The sequence below is a fragment of the Sulfitobacter sp. TMED3 genome, assembly GCF_002167505.1.
GTDB lineage: Bacteria > Pseudomonadota > Alphaproteobacteria > Rhodobacterales > Rhodobacteraceae > Sulfitobacter > Sulfitobacter pontiacus.
On the sequence record NZ_NHBI01000032.1, the window covers coordinates 1 to 14974 of the forward strand.

Here is a 14974-nt window from a genome sequence, read left to right on the forward strand (position 1 = left end):
CGTCGGTCCGCTCAAGATCAAGATCTCGGGCTGCATCAATGCCTGCGGCCACCACCACGTGGGCCACATCGGGATTCTCGGGCTCGACCGCGCCGGTGTCGAAAACTACCAGATCACTCTGGGCGGTGACGGCACCGAAAACGCCGCCATCGGAGAGCGCGCCGGTCCGGGTTTTTCCGCCGACGACATTATTCCGGCGATTGAACGGTTGGTAAAAGGCTACCTCGACCTGCGCAGCGACGCGGGCGAGACCTTCTTGCAAACCTATCGTCGCCTCGGTCTTGCCCCGTTCAAGGCCGTCCTCTACCCGGAAGCACAAGCCAATGCCGCGTGATCAGCTGACTGTTCCAAATGGGGAAAAAATCCTCCCCGAAGGGCCGGACCGCGTCGCAGCGCTGACCCGTCAGGTGGAAAAGCTGAACGATGGCCTACGCCATCACAGCGCCACCGACGTGCTGCGTGCCGCGATCGACAATGTGCCCAATCTGGCGCTTGTCTCAAGCTTCGGGGCGGAATCCGTCGCCCTGTTGCACCTTGCCTCTATGGTGAAACGTGATCTGCCGGTGTTGTTCATCGACACAGAGATGCTGTTCGCCGAAACGCTGGTCTATCAGCAAGAGCTGAGCGAACGGTTGGGGCTGCGCAATGTGCAGACGATCCGGGCGCAGGACGTGGCAGAGAAAGACCCCGACGGGACGCTGCATCTGCGCGACCCGGACGCCTGCTGTGCCTTCCGCAAGACCGTGCCCCTGCAGCACGCACTAGAGGGGTTCGACGGTTGGATCACGGGGCGCAAGCGGTTCCAGTCCGGCACCCGCGCCAGCCTGCCCTTCTTCGAGGTTGAAACCCCCGCCGATGCGCCTGCGCGGATCAAGGTGAACCCGCTGGCCCATTGGCAGGCCTCAGACGTGTCGGACTATATCGACGAGAACCGCCTGCCCCGGCACCCGCTGGTGGCCCAAGGCTACCCCAGCATCGGTTGCGCCCCCTGCACCACCAAGGTGAAACCGGGCGAAGACCCCCGCGCCGGTCGCTGGAGAAACATTGAAAAAGAAGAATGCGGCATCCATTTTGTCGATGGCAAGATGGTCCGTACAGGAGCAAAGACATGACACAGTTGATCAATGATCAGGGGTTTGTGCCGGATGATTTCGCCACGCCCTACGCCCCCTTCGATGCTGCTGAAGGCGTAGAGGCGGGTGCGACCGCCCTTGACGTCCCCTCTGACGTGCAACCGGAAACGATCCCTGTTGATGGTGCGATCTCGATGATCCGCGTGGCCTTCCCCAGTTCGGCCGACGGGCGTGGCTTTACCATCGCGCGCCAGCTGCGTCTGCGTGGCTACACCGGGCGGCTGCGCGCACATGGGCATGTGATTGCGGACCAATACGCCATGGCGCGCCGGTCGGGCTTTGACGAGGTCGAGATCCCCGATGATCTGGCCGCGCGTCAACCGCAGGACCAATGGCTGGCCCGCGCAAACTGGCAAGAGCATAATTATCAGGCGCGCCTGCGCGGCTGATCGGGGTTTTCGCCCCAAGATGCTTTCCCTGCCCCCTCCCTTCCCCTAGAGAAAGGCTGCGTGCCGCGATCCGCGCGTAGATGAAATTATGACCGAGCAGAATGTAGTGACCCAAACCGACGCCAAACCCGTACCCACGTTGCCTGACGCGCAGACCGTGACTTCTGTCAAACACTGGACGGACCGGCTGTTTTCCTTCCGCGTGACCCGCCCTGCGTCCTTGCGCTTTCGCTCGGGCGAGTTTGTGATGATCGGCCTGATGGGCGACCCGCACCCCGAGACCGGCAAGCAAAAGCCGTTGCTGCGCGCCTATTCCATCGCCTCGCCCTCCTGGGACGAAGAGCTGGAGTTCTATTCGATCAAGGTGCAGGACGGCCCGCTGACCTCGAAGCTGCAACACATCCAGCCCGGCGACCAGATCATCCTGCGGCCCAAGCCCGTCGGCACGCTGGTGCATGACGCGCTGCTGCCCGGCAAACGTCTGTGGCTTTTCGCCACCGGCACGGGCTTTGCGCCCTTTGCCTCGCTGCTGCGCGAACCGGAGACCTACGAGAAATTCGACCAGATCATCATGACCCACACCACCCGCGATGTGGCCGAGCTGGACTATGGCCGCACGCTGGTCGAGAGCCTTGCCGATGATCCACTGATCGGCGAGATGATCGGCGACAAGCTGGTCTACTACCCCACCACCACCCGTGAACAAAGCCCCAAGATGGGACGCATCACCAATCTGCTGCAGGACGGAACGGTGTTCAAAGACCTCGGCATCGACGGTATCAGCGCCGACACCGATCGCGGCATGGTCTGTGGCAGCCTTGAATTCAACAAGGATATCAAGGACGTGCTTGAAGGTTTCGGGCTAGAGGAAGGGGCGAACTCTGACCCCAAACACTACGTCGTTGAAAAGGCCTTTGTCGGCTGATCCGACGCAGCGGTGCCCTTGCAAGGGGCACCATAAATAAAACAAAAGCCGCGCTCTCTTTCGAGGCGCGGCTTTTTCATGTCTGGCGGATCGGTTTTGCGTGGGCCGCGCTTAAAGCGCCAGCGCCTCGCGGATCCGTGCGAGGATCGCGCGCAGGGCATCGGGATTTTCACCGGCGGTGACCAGCCCTTGCTTCAGCAGCGCTTTTTGCGTGGCGGGCAGATCAGAAGTGTCGATCATGGTTTGCACCTTCTCCAGATCAAAGCCATCGACGGTGGTCAGCTGCTCTGGCGTATTGGCATCGGCGGTGACGTCGGCCTGAACTTCTGTATCGGCAGCAGCCCCCGCATCTGTGCTGGCCCGTGAGTCAATCGCGGCGACGGCGGCGGCTTCTTCCGCTTGAACCGCTGCGGCGTTTGCCTCGGCTTGCGGGTCAGCGGCGGGTGCCGTGCCCGCTTGTGTGGTGCTGGCGGCATCGCTTGCCTCTGAAACGCTGGCAGCCATGGCATCGGCCTCTGCGCTGGTGGAAACCTCCGCGTTGCCTTCTGCGGTATCATTCGCCGCTTGCGTTGCATNCTCGGCGATCTGCTTGCCCGCGTTCATGGCATCNTCGCCCGCCTCTGCCGCGGCNTCGGCCACATCCTCGGCCGCTTCCGACAGCGCGTCGGCTGCGGTATTCGCGGCCTCTGTGGTGGCTTCTACCGCCTCGGTCACNGCGCCCTCTGTCGCCTCGACAGCGTCGCCCACAGCTTCGGTCGCACTTTCCAGCGCGGCGGGAGCATTGACGGCATCCGACGCATCGGTCGCAATCTCCTGGACCGAACGGCCCGAATACAACATGTACGCGCCAAGCGCGATCACCCCTGCGATGACAATCCAGATGAGGTTTTTCATGATGCTGTGGTTCCTTTGAACTTTGTTAATCCCCTGCTGCACATACTATATGCCAACACATGGCGTCAAATGCGCGATACGCTGCTTCCCCTTGGGTAAATCCCCCAAAAATACGCGGTTTTACCCTGTATATGCGCCATTTTGCGACTTGAAGAAGACCATGAGCAGGTTTACCTTCCGTGCTCGACATCAGTACAACAATCAAAGGACGACCATCATCGCTCGCAGACCGCATAACGCGCCGCCGCAAAGAGACACCGGCCCGCGCATCAACGAAAACATCCGCGCCAACGAAATCCGCCTGATCGGTGCGGATGGGGAAAACGTCGGCGTCGTGACACCGGATCGCGCCATGGAAATGGCTGTTGATGCCGGACTTGATCTGGTCGAGATTTCGCCCAATGCCAACCCGCCCGTGTGCAAGATCATGGACTTTGGCAAATTCAAGTATGAGACGCAAAAGCGTGAAGCCGAAGCGCGCAAGAAGCAAAAGATCATCGAGATCAAAGAGGTCAAGTTCCGCCCGAACACCGATACCAATGACTATGACGTCAAGATGCGTAACGTGTTCAAGTTCCTCGACAATGGGGACAAGGTAAAGATCACGCTGCGGTTCCGCGGCCGTGAGATGGCCCACCAGAACCTTGGCCGCGAGCTGCTTGAACGNGTTGCCGAAGACACCAAAGAAGTTGGCCGCGTTGAAAACTTCCCGAAGATGGAAGGCCGCCAGATGGTCATGCTCATCGGGCCGCTGCCAAGCAAATAATTCCGGGTCTTACAGCCCCGAGACGCAAAAAGCCCCCGCAGTTTCCTGCGGGGGCTTTTCTATGTCATGAAGGTCGCGGTTACTGACGCAGCAGACCTGTGATGTTGCGCACAACCGCACGACGGTTGGCGGGTTCGGCGGTCTCGGTCGGTACTTTCAACGCGCTTTCACCGTAGCCTTGGGTGATCAGGTTGGCTGGCGGCACGTCAAAATACTCGGTCAGGGCCAATGCAACGGTCTCGGCACGACGGTCAGACAGCGCAAGGTTGTAGCCCGCATTGCCAACCGCATCGGTGTGCCCTTCCACAAGGATCACAGTGCGTGGATCATCCTTGATGGCATTGCTGATCGCGGTCCCGATCTTGGACAGCGCNCGGGCCTGTTCAGGCTGGATNGCAGCCGACCCTGTGGCAAAACGCACAGCGTCCAGCTCGATCTCNGGNGCTAGGGCACGGACCTGACGNACNTCACGCACCTGACGCAGCGAATACCGCTGGGCCTGATCGCCACGCAACTGTGTTTGCAACGCAGCACGCAGCGCTTCCTCGTTTTGCTGGCTGGCCAGCGTATTGGCCTGCGGACGGACCTGAGGCAGCTCGTTCACNACGATACGTTCTTCGACTTGGGTGTCATCGAACAGNACATATTCATTGCCCTGTGGATCGACGTTGATCCGGCGCAATACGGTGCCGTCCCGACCCAGAATGGTCACGATCTTGCTGCCGTTAGGCTTGATCACAGTGGTGCGCGAAGAACCGTCGTTGAACGTCTCGCGGCGNACTTCGTCACCGGCNTGACGCACAAGCGCATCATCGTCTTTCAAAACGCGCAGATCCCCATTCGGATCTTCAACAACCAGACGGTCACCCGAGTTGCTCACGACCTTCGAGCCNTTNTTCAGGATCGACCCGACAGCCACTGCGCCGATGCCGACAAGCAGGGCNTTCTCGAACTTGCTCAGCCCGTCGTCGTCATCCTTTTTGGCTTNNGTNTTGGCTTCGGCAGAGNTGTCACCGGTGACGGCCGTCGAAAATTCTTCNNTCGANGCGCGCGTGTCTTCTTCNGTGATCTCTTCTACCACAACGTCGGCCTTGGCTTCACCGCTGTCAGCAGCGGCGGCGGCTTCGGCAGCAGCGGCTGCATCAGCGGCGCGCTGTTCCTGACGGGCTTCTTCCGCAGCCTGTTCGGCAGCCAGATCAGCGGCGATCTGCTCTTCCGTTTGCTGCTGGGTTTCGGCCTCNGCCTGNGTTTCAGTGTCGGAAGAGCTGTCTGCCGGCACATCGGTCTGGGCTTGGGTTTCTTCGGNCGTTTCAGCCTCTGNCGGCTCGGCCTGAGCTTGCGCCTCNGCNTCTACGCCAGCATCGCTTTCAGCNGCAGGGGCATCTGCCTGTGTCTCGGCAGACTGCGCTTCAGGGCTTTCCGAGGTTTCGGCAGCCGCAGTGGCGTCTTGCTCTGCCTCTGCCTCGGCTGCAGCCTTGGCTTCAGCGTCTGCGGCGATCTGTGCAGCGACCGCATCCTCACGCTCTGCTTCGGCCTGCGCTTCGGCGGCAGCAGCTTNCTCGGCCTCGGCGGCTTGTGCGTCTGCAGCGGCCTGAGCTTCGGCGGCCTCTTGTTCAGCGGCCTGCGCGGCGGCGGCGGCTTCTGCATCGGCTGCAGCTTGCGCCTCAGCAGCTTCTGCTTCAGCTGCGGCGGCAGCGGCCTCTGCGTCGGCGGCGGCTTGCTCTTCCGCGGCGGCTTGGGCTTGCGCGGTGGCAGCGGCTTCGGCCTCGGCGGCGGCGGCAGCNTGCTCTTCCGCNGCGTCTACGGTTTCAGCGGCGGCTTNTGCATNGGGCNCGGCTTGCGCTTCGGTCTGGGCTTCCGCCNCAAGACCAAGGGCCTGCGCCAGATCACCGTCGGCACGCAAAGTCATCATCTGATCCGCATCCGCCACGACACTGCCGTCAGGCAGCACNCATGGGAACACGGTTTGCTCCCCTTCGGCCACGCAGCTTTCTGTTGTCTGGGCAAAACCACCTGTGGGCAANGCCAGCGCCAAACACATGGTCAAAGAGGTCGTCGATTTCAAAAGTTTATACATTCCTAATCCTCACGGGGTTATGGACGCCGTTCGGGCAGCGTTACGGCACAACACCGGTGCTGCAAAATCGTTCCCAACCCTGCGCAAGTGATAATCATCCAGACAGCAAAAAACCGCCCNAAGGTTTCCCANGGGNCGGTTTTCATNNAAGTATCGAGTGGNTTAGGNCAGCGCGGCAACTGCCCGTTTTGTCATCACAGCAACCAGATGCGCACGGTAGTCACCACTGCCGTGNAGATCGCTGATCATGCCGTCACCGGGCANGCTCAANCCCGACAGGGCATCCACGGCAAAACTCCCGCTCAGCGCGGCTTCTGCATCGCTCCACCGGAAGACGCCATCCTCCGACGCCCCCGTCACCGCGACCCGCACACCGTCCGCGAATTTTGCCACAAACACNGCCACCAGCGGGAAGCGCGAGGCAGGTTGGATGAATTTCTCGTAATGCGCCTTCTCGGGGATCGGGAAACGCACTTCGGTGATGATCTCNCCCTCGTCCAGNGCGGTGGCGAACATCCCCTCAAAGAAATCATCCGCCGNGATCTCGCGCGCGTTGGTCACGATCGTCGCACCGCTGGCAAGCACCCCTGCCGGATAACAGGCCGAGGGGTCGTTATTCGCGACCGATCCGCCGATGGTGCCACGGTTGCGCACGGCCGGATCACCGATCCGCGCGGCCAGACTTGCCAGCCCGGGGTAATGCGCCTCTGCCTCTTTGGCGACGGTCGCATGTACGGTGCCCCCACCGATACACAGACGACCGTCGTCGCCCATACGCACACCGCGCATGTCCTCGATCCCGCTCAGCGACACCAGAACCGACGGCATCGCCAAGCGCGCCTTCAGTGTGGGGATCAGCGTTTGCCCGCCGCTCAGCGGTTGCGCCTCGTCCTGCCCCAATGCCGAGACCGCCTCGGCCACTGTCGCGGGTTTCACTACATCAAAATCATACATCTTGCGTCCTTCCAGTCAGAGAGCGGGCCGCGGCCCCAAACGCCTCTCTTCATTTTGCCAATAAACTCCGGGGGCGCGGGGGCTGGCCCCCGCTTTCCCTTATTTTCTGCGCCAGAGGCATATAGGGGGCTGAACCCCGCACCTGCCCCAACCGTCTTAACCGTTCATCGCCGCCCAAACCCGCGCCGGTGTGACAGGCATGTCGATATGCCCGACATCCTTACCGCCCGATCGCATGGCGTCCAACACCGCATTCACCACCGCAGGCGGCGACCCAATGGCCCCTGCCTCACCGCAGCCTTTCACGCCCAAGGGGTTGTGCGTACAGGGCGTCTGGCACGAATGGTCAACGGTATAGAACGGCAGATCGCTGGCCCGTGGCATCGCGTAATCCATGTAGGACGCGCTGAGCAACTGACCGTCACTGTCGTAGGCGCAATTCTCCATCAGCGCTTGCCCGATGCCCTGTGCAATCCCGCCGTGGACCTGACCGCTCACGATCATCGGGTTGACGATATTGCCAAAGTCATCCGCCGCCGCAAAACGGTCAATGGTGACATGGCCGGTTTCGGGGTCCAACTCGACCTCGCAGGCATAGGCNCCGGACGGATAGGTAAAGTTCGACGGATCGTAGAAAGCCGTTTCCTCTAGACCGGGCTCGATATCCTCCAGCGGGTAGTTATGCGGCACATAGGCGGCCAGCGTCACATCCCCCCAAGCAACGGATTTATCCGTTCCTGCCACGGTAAAGGCCCCGTCTTTCAGCTCGATATCCCCTTCCGAGGCTTCCAGCAGGTGCGACGCGATCTTGGTCGCCTTGGCGATGATCTTTTCTGTTGCGCGGACCATGGCCGACCCGCCAACCGCNAGGGAGCGNGANCCGTANGTGCCCATCCCCATCGGGGTGTTGGCCGTGTCGCCATGCACGATCTCGACCATCTCTTCGGGGATACCGATCATCTCGGCGATCACCTGCGGGAAGGCGGTTTCATGCCCCTGCCCGTGGCTGTGGCTGCCGGTCATCACGACCAGACCGCCCGTGGCATTGACCCGCACGGTGGCGGATTCATACAGACCCGCCCGCGCGCCAAGCTGCCCCACAAGGTTCGAGGGCGCGATGCCGCACGCCTCGATATAGCAGTTCACGCCGAACCCACGCAGCTTGCCCTTGGCCTCGCTTTCCTTGCGGCGCGCGTCGAAACCGGCGAAATCGGCGATCTCTTCAAGCTTGTCCATCGTGGCCACATAATCGCCNGTGTCATATTCCACCGCGACCGGCGTGGCATAGGGGAATTCGGTGATGAAATTCTGCCGCCGCAGCGCAATCGGGTCGACCCCAAGCTCATGGGCGCATTTATCNACCAACCGTTCCAGCTGATAGGTTGCCTCCGGCCGGCCCGCGCCGCGATAGGCATCGACGGGCACGGTATTGGTAAACACGGCCTTTACGTTCACATAGATCAGCGGCGTCTTGTAGTTGCCCGCCATCAAGGTGCCGTGCAGCCATGTGGGCACCGACGGCGCGAAGGTCGACAGATAAGCCCCCATATTCGCGTAAGTGTCCGTGCGCAGCGCGGTAAAGTTATTCTCTGCGTCCAGCGCCATCTGGATCTTGGTCACATGGTCGCGCCCGTGGGCGTCGGACATAAAGGCCTCGGACCGGCTGGAGGTCCATTTNACCGGACGGTTACAGGCTTTGGCGGCAAAGGTGCAGAACGCCTCTTCCTGATAGTGGAAAATCTTGGTGCCNAANCCGCCGCCCACATCGGGGGCCACNACGCGCAGCTTGTGTTCGGGGATGCCCAGAACAAAGGCCCCCATCAGCAGGCGGATCACATGNGGGTTCTGGCTGGTGGTGTAAAGCGTATGATCGCCTGTCCCGCGTGCATAGTCGCCNACGGCGACGCGCGGCTCCATCGGATTGGCGACCAGACGGTTGTTGACCAGTTCCAGCGTNGTGACATGGGCCGCGTCNTCNAANGCCTTGTCCACGGCTGCCTTATTCTCTTCGACAAAGCCCCAATCGTAGCAGAGGTTCGAGGTCAGATCGTCATGAACCTTGGGCGCGCCTTCCTGCACGGCCTGCTTCATATCGACGACGGCGGGCAGATCGGTGATATCGACGACGATCGCCTCTGCCGCNTCNCGGGCCTGCGACAGGGTTTCCGCCACGACAGCCGCAATCGGTTCGCCNACGTGGCGGACCTTGCCTTCGGCCAGCACGGGGTGACGCGGCTCTTGCATGGGCGCGCCATGCTTATCCGTGACCTGCCAGCCGCAGGGGATCGACCCGACCTCGGCGAAATCGGCACCGGTAAAGATCTTCACGACCCCCGGCATCCCCTCTGCCGCGGAGGTATCGACCGAATTCAGCACCCCATGGGCGATATCCGAGCGCAGAAAGAACACATGCGCCTGTCCGTGCAGGTTGATATCGTCGGTATAATTCCCCTCACCGGTTAAAAACCGGATATCCTCGCGCCGCTTGCTGCTGGCACCAATTCCGCCGTCCTTTGGCATGGTCAATTCCTCCNTATGGGGNACGGATCGGGTCCGNACCGTCGTATGTGGCTTTTGCGTTTGGCTTTATTCTTATGTCGTCAATCTATGGGTTGCTGCGGTTCCCCGTTTCNCATGGGAAAGCGCGGTTTTCAGGATGGGTGCGCCGTGTCCTCCCGCCCCTGCATCAACAGGGCCGCACGTCGCACGGTGGTTATTCGGCAGCCAGCGNGCTGACGTCCTGACCGGATGCGGCCATGATCGCCTTGACGATGTTATGGTAACCGGTGCAGCGGCAGATATTGCCGTCCAGATAGTGCCGGACCTCTGCCTCGGTCGGCTTGGGGTTGTCTTTCAGCAGCGCCGAGGCNGACATGATCATGCCCGGTGTACAAAAGCCGCATTGCAGCCCGTGGTGGTCCTGAAACGCCTGTTGGATCACTGTCAGCGATCCATCGGGGTTGGCCATGGATTCGATCGTCTTGACCTCGGCCCCGTCCGCTTCGACCGCGAGCATGGTGCAGGCCTTGACCGCCTCTCCGTTGACATGAACCACGCAGGCCCCGCACTGGCTGGTGTCNCAGCCGATATGCGTGCCGGTCAGGCTCAGGTTTTCGCGCAGGAATGACGCCAGCAACGTGCGCCCTTCGACGGCACCGGATGCAGGTTTGCCGTTCACGGTCATTTTGACCTCGGTCATGATGTTCCTCCCGTTTTATGTCATGTGTTGGGTCGAGTTAAGCACGCCAAAGCGGCGTTGAGAACAGAAATTTTTCGCAGGGGTTGAACTTCGCGGGTGCGGCGCGGCGACGGGCCTTGCGTCAGGGTCGGTCAACCGCGTCTTGGTTGCGGACGGGTGGCGATCTCTTTCAGCAAGCCGCCCACCCCCATGCGGGCGATATCGCGCGGGGATACCTCTATGCCGCAGATCACCCGCGACAGCACCCAATCCGCCCCATTCAACGCAGGAGAGCGCGCGCAGCCCGGCAGGCCGATCACCGGCNTATCGCCCATCTGCCCCAGAAACAGCAGATTNCCCGGNTCAACCGGCATGCCAAAGNGCGAGACCTCTCCGCCCGCGGCGCGCAGGGCCTGCGGGGCCACGTCATCAATGTCAGAGGTGGCAGAGCCGGTGAGGATCAGCGTCAGCGCCGTATCCGCCGCGGCAATNGCATCGCGCAGGGCNNTGACCTCATGCGGGACCATGACGACTTTTTTCAGATCCACATNCAGCGCAGANAGCCGGTCTGCGATNGCCTTTTTCCCCTTGTCGCCCGCCCCGCCGTCAATCTCTGTGATGATCAGCGTCGCGTCCTTGATTTGCGGCGGCACCAGCCGGATCGCGTCGCGTCCGGCATCACAGGCGGCGGTAAGATCGCTTTGCGCAACGGCGTAAGAGATAATCTTGATCGTCGCCACCATGCCCCCCGCGGCCATCTGCTGGAACGGCGGGACCGTGGCCAGCGTGATCATCGGGTGCACGGCGTTCAACGCTTCAAGCGCGCTCACATCCAGCTGCGCCACCCCCGGCCCATCGGCCAGCAGGTTCACGCGACCGGTAAAGGCGCGAGACATTGTCAGATGGGGATGCGCCGCCAGCACGGCCTGCGCCACCTGTGCCGCGGCGGTGTTTTCATCCACATCCCCTGACGCGAGCTGCGCCACGATGATGCTATCGATGCCCTCTGCCCGAAGCTCGGCCAGATGGGCGGGCTCTAGCCGTAACCCCTTGCGCAAACGGCCCGAGGGCAGTGCGATGGAATGGGCCAGCACCGCACCCTCGGCCTGCGCCGTGTCGATGGGGCCGAACTTCACGGTTTTCTCAGGGCTTGGATCATCTGCGACAGGATTGACACCGCGATCTCGGGCGGGCTGGCGGCCCCGATGTCCAGCCCGACGGGGCCGTTGATGCGCGCGATGTCGGCGGCGGTAAAGCCCGCCTCTTCCAGCCGTGCCACGCGGGAGGCATGGGTGCGTTTCGATCCGAGCGCCCCGACATAGAAGGCGTCGGACCGGAGTGCGATATGCAGCGCGGGATCGTCCAGTTTGGGGTCGTGGGTCAGCAGCACAACGGCGCTGCGGGTGTCGACGCCGACGGTGTCCATCGCCGCGTCCGGCCAGTCGTTGATGACCTGTGCATCTGGGAAACGCGCTTGCGATCCAAAGGCCTCGCGCGGATCGATGACCACGGCGTCAAAGCCCGCGACCTGCGCCATGGGCACCAAGGCCTGCGCGATGTGGACCGCCCCGACGATAACCAGCCGCAGCGGCGGGTTGTGGATCGCGACAAATGTATCGCCATCATCTTCAACGCCGGAACGGTCCATGCGAAAGCGGTCTGCATAGCCGCCCGTGACCAAGCGCCCCACCCCGCCCGACAGCGGCACCTGATAGGCCACGGGCTGGCGCGCGGCGCGGGCGCGGACGAGGTCGCCCAGAACGTCAAACGGCATCGCCTTTGCGCCCACAGGTTCGACCAACACGCGAATCTTTCCGCCGCAGGCCAGCCCCACAGCAAAGGCGTCGCCATCGCTGACGCCATATTCCAGCAAACGCGGCGTGCCGTCCTCGATCGCCTCGAGCGCTTCGACCACCACGGCCCCCTCGACACAACCGCCCGAGACAGAGCCCTGCATCTCGCCATCCGCGGCGATGGCCAGCTGCGCACCCACCCGTCGCGGGGCAGAGCCCCATGTCTCCACCACCGTGGCCAGCGCGGCCCCTCGACCCGCTTGTGCCCAAGCATAGGCGCGTTCCGGTGCGTTCTCGAAAATCTCCATGGCGGGTGGTCTCCTTACCTTGTCGCGGCGGCGACTGTTCTTATGTAGGGCGTCCCATGCCCCCGCTCAATCAGATAACGGGGAGATAACTTGCACGCCGCCCTGCACACTACTACATCTTGGGCAATGACATGCCAGACGGAGCGCCCCACACATGCCCATGCAAGCCCGCGAAATCGAAGACCTGCTGCGCGAGACCTTTCCAAACGCCAAGATCACCGTCGAAGGCAATGACGGCGTGCATATGGCCGCGATGATCATCGACGAAAGTTTCCGTGGCCAGAACCGTGTGCAACAGCAACGTGCCGTCTATGCCGCGCTCAAGGGCCGGATGGATGGATCGAACGGCGATTTGCACGCGCTGGCGCTGACAACCAAAGCGCCGGATTGATCCGGTGGACCCGATCCTGGTCCTGATCCTCAGCGTCTTGGTGCTGATCGTGGCGGTTCTGCGCGGCCTACAGGCGCTGAAACACACACGCGATACCGAACGCGGGTCAAAGCCGGGCAAGGGCTATCACGAAATTGACGCGACCTATCATTCGGGTGGCGGCGGCGGCGGACATCAGACCAACTACCGCATCCCCCGCGACCCTCAAGAATACGCGAAACGCTTTATACCAAAGGACAAATCGAAATGACCGACGCAAAGACGCAAATTCAGGAAACCATCACCGCCAACCACGTTGTGCTGTTCATGAAGGGCAACAAGACGATGCCGCAGTGCGGGTTCTCGTCCCGTGTGGCGGGCGTGTTGAACTATATGAATGTCGACTACACCGACGTGAACGTATTGGCCGACGAAGAGCTGCGTCAGGGGATCAAGGATTTCTCTGACTGGCCCACGATCCCGCAGCTTTACGTCAAGGGCGAATTCGTTGGCGGCTGTGACATCATCACCGAAATGATGCTGTCGGGCGAGCTGGACACGCTGCTGGAAGACAACGGCGTCGCCTTTGACAAAGAAGCCGCTGACAAGATCCGCGAAGCCAACGGCTAACGATCGGCTGATAAGAAACGGGTGCGCCTTGGATCAAGGGGCACCCGAACCGCGCCACGCACACCGGCGCACGCCCTGCATAGATCGTGTTACTGTGCCTGACACGCCGCGTAGAGCGTGACATCTTCATCCGCCGCCGCATCATGCCAGAATAGCGTCGCGGCGTCCCCCTTGGTCCACCAGACATAGCCAGAACCGTCCGAGGGCCATGCATAGCGCGCCCCTGATGCCGCGCGGGTCCGGACCAGCGCGACCATGCGGTTTTCCACATAAAGAACAGCCGTCGCCTCCCCCTGTTCGGGGGTGGTATAGGAAACCGGCACCTCGACCCCGCGCTCGCAGATATAGGTGGCGGTGACCGGCATGGCCTGCGCCAAAGCGCTGCCCCCTACCCCGAGCCACCACGCCGTCGCGGCCCCGAATGCGATGGCGTTCGGCAGGGTCACTGGGCCCCGTCTCGGGCCCTGTCTTGAGCTTTGTCTTCGATCTCGCTCGCCAAGGCTTCGGCGCGGGCGGCCATTTCGGCAAGGCTGTCGGTGACGCTTTGCGGGATGACAGGCACCTCGATCCGCTCGGGCTCCACCACGACATTGCGCAGGCTTGCAAGTTCTGCGTCACGCTCTGCCAGTTCGGCGCGGGCTTCCTTGATCTTATCCTCGACGCTGGCGGTTTTATCGGCAAGCAGCAGGCCCGCCATCAACAACATCCGCGCTTCGGGCATCCGGCCCACCTGATCCGACAACACCTGCGCTTCATCGTCGAGCATCTTGGCTGCGGCGTGCAGGTAGTCTTCCTCGCCCTCCTGGCAGGAAACTTCGAATTGGCGACCGCCGATAGAGATGGAAACTTCGGGCATCAGGCAGACTCCTCGGCAGTGGGAACAAGCGGGGTAAGAACAGAGAGGATCGCGTCCGCCTCTGCCACATCGGCGCGACGGGCGGCATGCAGCGCGTCAAGCTCTGCCTGCAACGCGGCATTGATCAGATCGGCGTCCCCCACCCCTTCGGCATTGGCTTCGCGCAGCGCAGCGCAGGCATCGGCCAGTTGCGCATTGGCGCGGCGCACCCGCTGGATTTCCAGATCAAGCTTTTCGGTCTGGGCCTGTGCCGCGGCCGCACTGTTGTTGCGCGCCTGTGCTGTGGCCAGTTCAGCCCGCAGATGGGCGGTTTCATCCTCCAGCCGCTTTTTCAGGGCAGTGACCTGTTCAGAAAGCTCTGCGTTGACAGCGCGTTCCTGCGCCAGTTCTTCCGAAAGATCGGGGACCTCAGCCTTGGCGACGGCCAGTTTGTCAGCTCCGCGCGATGCCCTTTCAAGCGCCGCCAGAATACGGCCTTGCAAGTGTTCTATGTCGCTCATCGCAGGGTTCCTCGTAAAACGTCGTATGTCAGTCGTAAAATGCAGTTTGCCAACCATCGAATCGCTGGTCAACGTGGTTTCGGTTGATCCTACCGAAACCAAAGGCGGAATACTGCCCCTTTAAGAACAATGCCTTGGCCCGGCGCAAAAGCTCTGCTGCGGGCGATGCCCTCTGGGCCTTGATCTTTGCGGGGTGGCTGG

16 protein-coding genes and 1 pseudogene are annotated in these 14974 nt (G+C 62.0%); 8 read left to right on the forward strand and 9 right to left on the reverse strand.

Features of this window, described 5'->3' with window-relative positions; genetic code table 11:
- From CBB63_RS08790 to infC, 5 genes and pseudogenes are all read left to right on the forward strand, one after another.
- Positions 1–334, forward strand: a pseudogene (locus tag CBB63_RS08790) (nitrite/sulfite reductase); the annotation flags it as partial.
- On the forward strand, positions 324–1112 hold the full coding sequence (locus CBB63_RS08795; RefSeq protein ID WP_286698867.1) for a phosphoadenylyl-sulfate reductase: 789 nt from the start codon (positions 324–326) through the stop codon (positions 1110–1112). The pseudogene CBB63_RS08790 and the gene CBB63_RS08795, both read left to right, overlap by 11 nt.
- Positions 1109–1522, forward strand: coding sequence for a DUF934 domain-containing protein (locus CBB63_RS08800; RefSeq protein WP_286698868.1), 414 nt, complete (start codon positions 1109–1111; stop codon positions 1520–1522). The genes CBB63_RS08795 and CBB63_RS08800 overlap by 4 nt, the downstream gene beginning before the upstream one ends.
- Before the next feature lie 88 nt (positions 1523–1610).
- Entirely contained in the window at positions 1611–2447 is an 837-nt protein-coding gene (locus CBB63_RS08805; RefSeq protein ID WP_005853016.1) for a ferredoxin--NADP reductase, read from the forward strand.
- 1054 nt (positions 2448–3501) lie between these two features.
- A complete protein-coding gene (gene infC, locus CBB63_RS08815; RefSeq protein ID WP_005853012.1) occupies positions 3502–4107 on the forward strand; it encodes a translation initiation factor IF-3 in 606 nt (201 codons plus the stop codon).
- 79 nt (positions 4108–4186) lie between these two features.
- Here the strand turns inward: infC and CBB63_RS08820 are convergent, their stop codons facing one another.
- The 6 genes from CBB63_RS08820 to CBB63_RS08845 form a co-directional block, all read right to left on the reverse strand.
- A complete protein-coding gene (locus tag CBB63_RS08820; protein ID WP_286698870.1) occupies positions 4187–6184 on the reverse strand; it encodes an OmpA family protein in 1998 nt (665 codons plus the stop codon).
- A 162-nt stretch (positions 6185–6346) separates the two neighbouring features.
- Positions 6347–7138 carry an FAD binding domain-containing protein gene (locus CBB63_RS08825; protein ID WP_286698871.1) on the reverse strand — a complete coding sequence of 264 codons (792 nt, stop codon included), beginning with the start codon at positions 7136–7138 and terminating at the stop codon, positions 6347–6349.
- Between the two features lie 156 nt (positions 7139–7294).
- On the reverse strand, positions 7295–9658 hold the full coding sequence (locus tag CBB63_RS08830) for a xanthine dehydrogenase family protein molybdopterin-binding subunit (protein ID WP_286698872.1): 2364 nt from the start codon (positions 9656–9658) through the stop codon (positions 7295–7297).
- 193 nt (positions 9659–9851) lie between these two features.
- Positions 9852–10337 (reverse strand): (2Fe-2S)-binding protein, encoded by a 486-nt coding sequence (locus CBB63_RS08835; RefSeq protein WP_286698873.1) that lies wholly within the window; start codon positions 10335–10337, stop codon positions 9852–9854.
- 131 nt (positions 10338–10468) lie between these two features.
- Positions 10469–11452: a molybdopterin-binding protein gene (locus tag CBB63_RS08840; protein ID WP_286698874.1), complete on the reverse strand. Its 984-nt coding sequence runs from the start codon at positions 11450–11452 to the stop codon at positions 10469–10471.
- Positions 11449–12417 (reverse strand): XdhC family protein, encoded by a 969-nt coding sequence (locus tag CBB63_RS08845; protein ID WP_286698875.1) that lies wholly within the window; start codon positions 12415–12417, stop codon positions 11449–11451. The genes CBB63_RS08840 and CBB63_RS08845 overlap by 4 nt, the downstream gene beginning before the upstream one ends.
- A 154-nt stretch (positions 12418–12571) precedes the next feature.
- Between CBB63_RS08845 and CBB63_RS08850 the strand changes: the two genes are divergently transcribed.
- Genes CBB63_RS08850 through grxD form a run of 3 tightly spaced genes read left to right on the forward strand, consistent with a single transcriptional unit; the run spans position 12572 to position 13417 of the window.
- Complete coding sequence (locus CBB63_RS08850) at positions 12572–12808, forward strand: BolA/IbaG family iron-sulfur metabolism protein (RefSeq protein WP_005853000.1); 237 nt, start codon at positions 12572–12574, stop codon at positions 12806–12808.
- 4 nt (positions 12809–12812) lie between these two features.
- The gene (locus CBB63_RS08855) at positions 12813–13058 is read left to right on the forward strand and encodes a hypothetical protein (RefSeq protein WP_009826787.1); all 246 of its coding nucleotides are present in this window, start codon (positions 12813–12815) and stop codon (positions 13056–13058) included.
- Complete coding sequence (gene grxD, locus CBB63_RS08860; protein WP_009826786.1) at positions 13055–13417, forward strand: Grx4 family monothiol glutaredoxin; 363 nt, start codon at positions 13055–13057, stop codon at positions 13415–13417. Before CBB63_RS08855 ends, grxD begins: the two co-directional genes overlap by 4 nt.
- An 89-nt stretch (positions 13418–13506) precedes the next feature.
- On the opposite strand, the gene CBB63_RS08865 is transcribed toward grxD, so the two are convergent.
- The 3 genes from CBB63_RS08865 to CBB63_RS08875 are packed head-to-tail and all read right to left on the reverse strand — an operon-like array spanning position 13507 to position 14773.
- Positions 13507–13863 carry an MliC family protein gene (locus CBB63_RS08865; RefSeq protein WP_286698876.1) on the reverse strand — a complete coding sequence of 119 codons (357 nt, stop codon included), beginning with the start codon at positions 13861–13863 and terminating at the stop codon, positions 13507–13509.
- Positions 13860–14273: a cell division protein ZapA gene (locus tag CBB63_RS08870; protein ID WP_286698877.1), complete on the reverse strand. Its 414-nt coding sequence runs from the start codon at positions 14271–14273 to the stop codon at positions 13860–13862. Before CBB63_RS08870 ends, CBB63_RS08865 begins: the two co-directional genes overlap by 4 nt.
- On the reverse strand, positions 14273–14773 hold the full coding sequence (locus CBB63_RS08875; RefSeq protein WP_009826783.1) for a hypothetical protein: 501 nt from the start codon (positions 14771–14773) through the stop codon (positions 14273–14275). Before CBB63_RS08875 ends, CBB63_RS08870 begins: the two co-directional genes overlap by 1 nt.
- Between the last annotated feature and the right edge of the window lie 201 nt (positions 14774–14974).

Excerpts from the sequence above, each read along its gene's own strand:
- CBB63_RS08870 (WP_286698877.1), bottom strand. The coding sequence starts at position 14,273 with ATGCCCGAAGTTTCCATCTCTATCGGCGGTCGCCAATTCGAAGTTTCC.
- CBB63_RS08850 (WP_005853000.1), top strand. The coding sequence starts at position 12,572 with ATGCCCATGCAAGCCCGCGAAATCGAAGACCTGCTGCGCGAGACCTTT.
- CBB63_RS08845 (WP_286698875.1), bottom strand. The coding sequence starts at position 12,417 with ATGGAGATTTTCGAGAACGCACCGGAACGCGCCTATGCTTGGGCACAA.
- CBB63_RS08795 (WP_286698867.1), top strand. The coding sequence starts at position 324 with ATGCCGCGTGATCAGCTGACTGTTCCAAATGGGGAAAAAATCCTCCCC.
- CBB63_RS08805 (WP_005853016.1), top strand. The coding sequence starts at position 1,611 with ATGACCGAGCAGAATGTAGTGACCCAAACCGACGCCAAACCCGTACCC.
- CBB63_RS08875 (WP_009826783.1), bottom strand. The coding sequence starts at position 14,773 with ATGAGCGACATAGAACACTTGCAAGGCCGTATTCTGGCGGCGCTTGAA.
- CBB63_RS08800 (WP_286698868.1), top strand. The coding sequence starts at position 1,109 with ATGACACAGTTGATCAATGATCAGGGGTTTGTGCCGGATGATTTCGCC.
- grxD (WP_009826786.1), top strand. The coding sequence starts at position 13,055 with ATGACCGACGCAAAGACGCAAATTCAGGAAACCATCACCGCCAACCAC.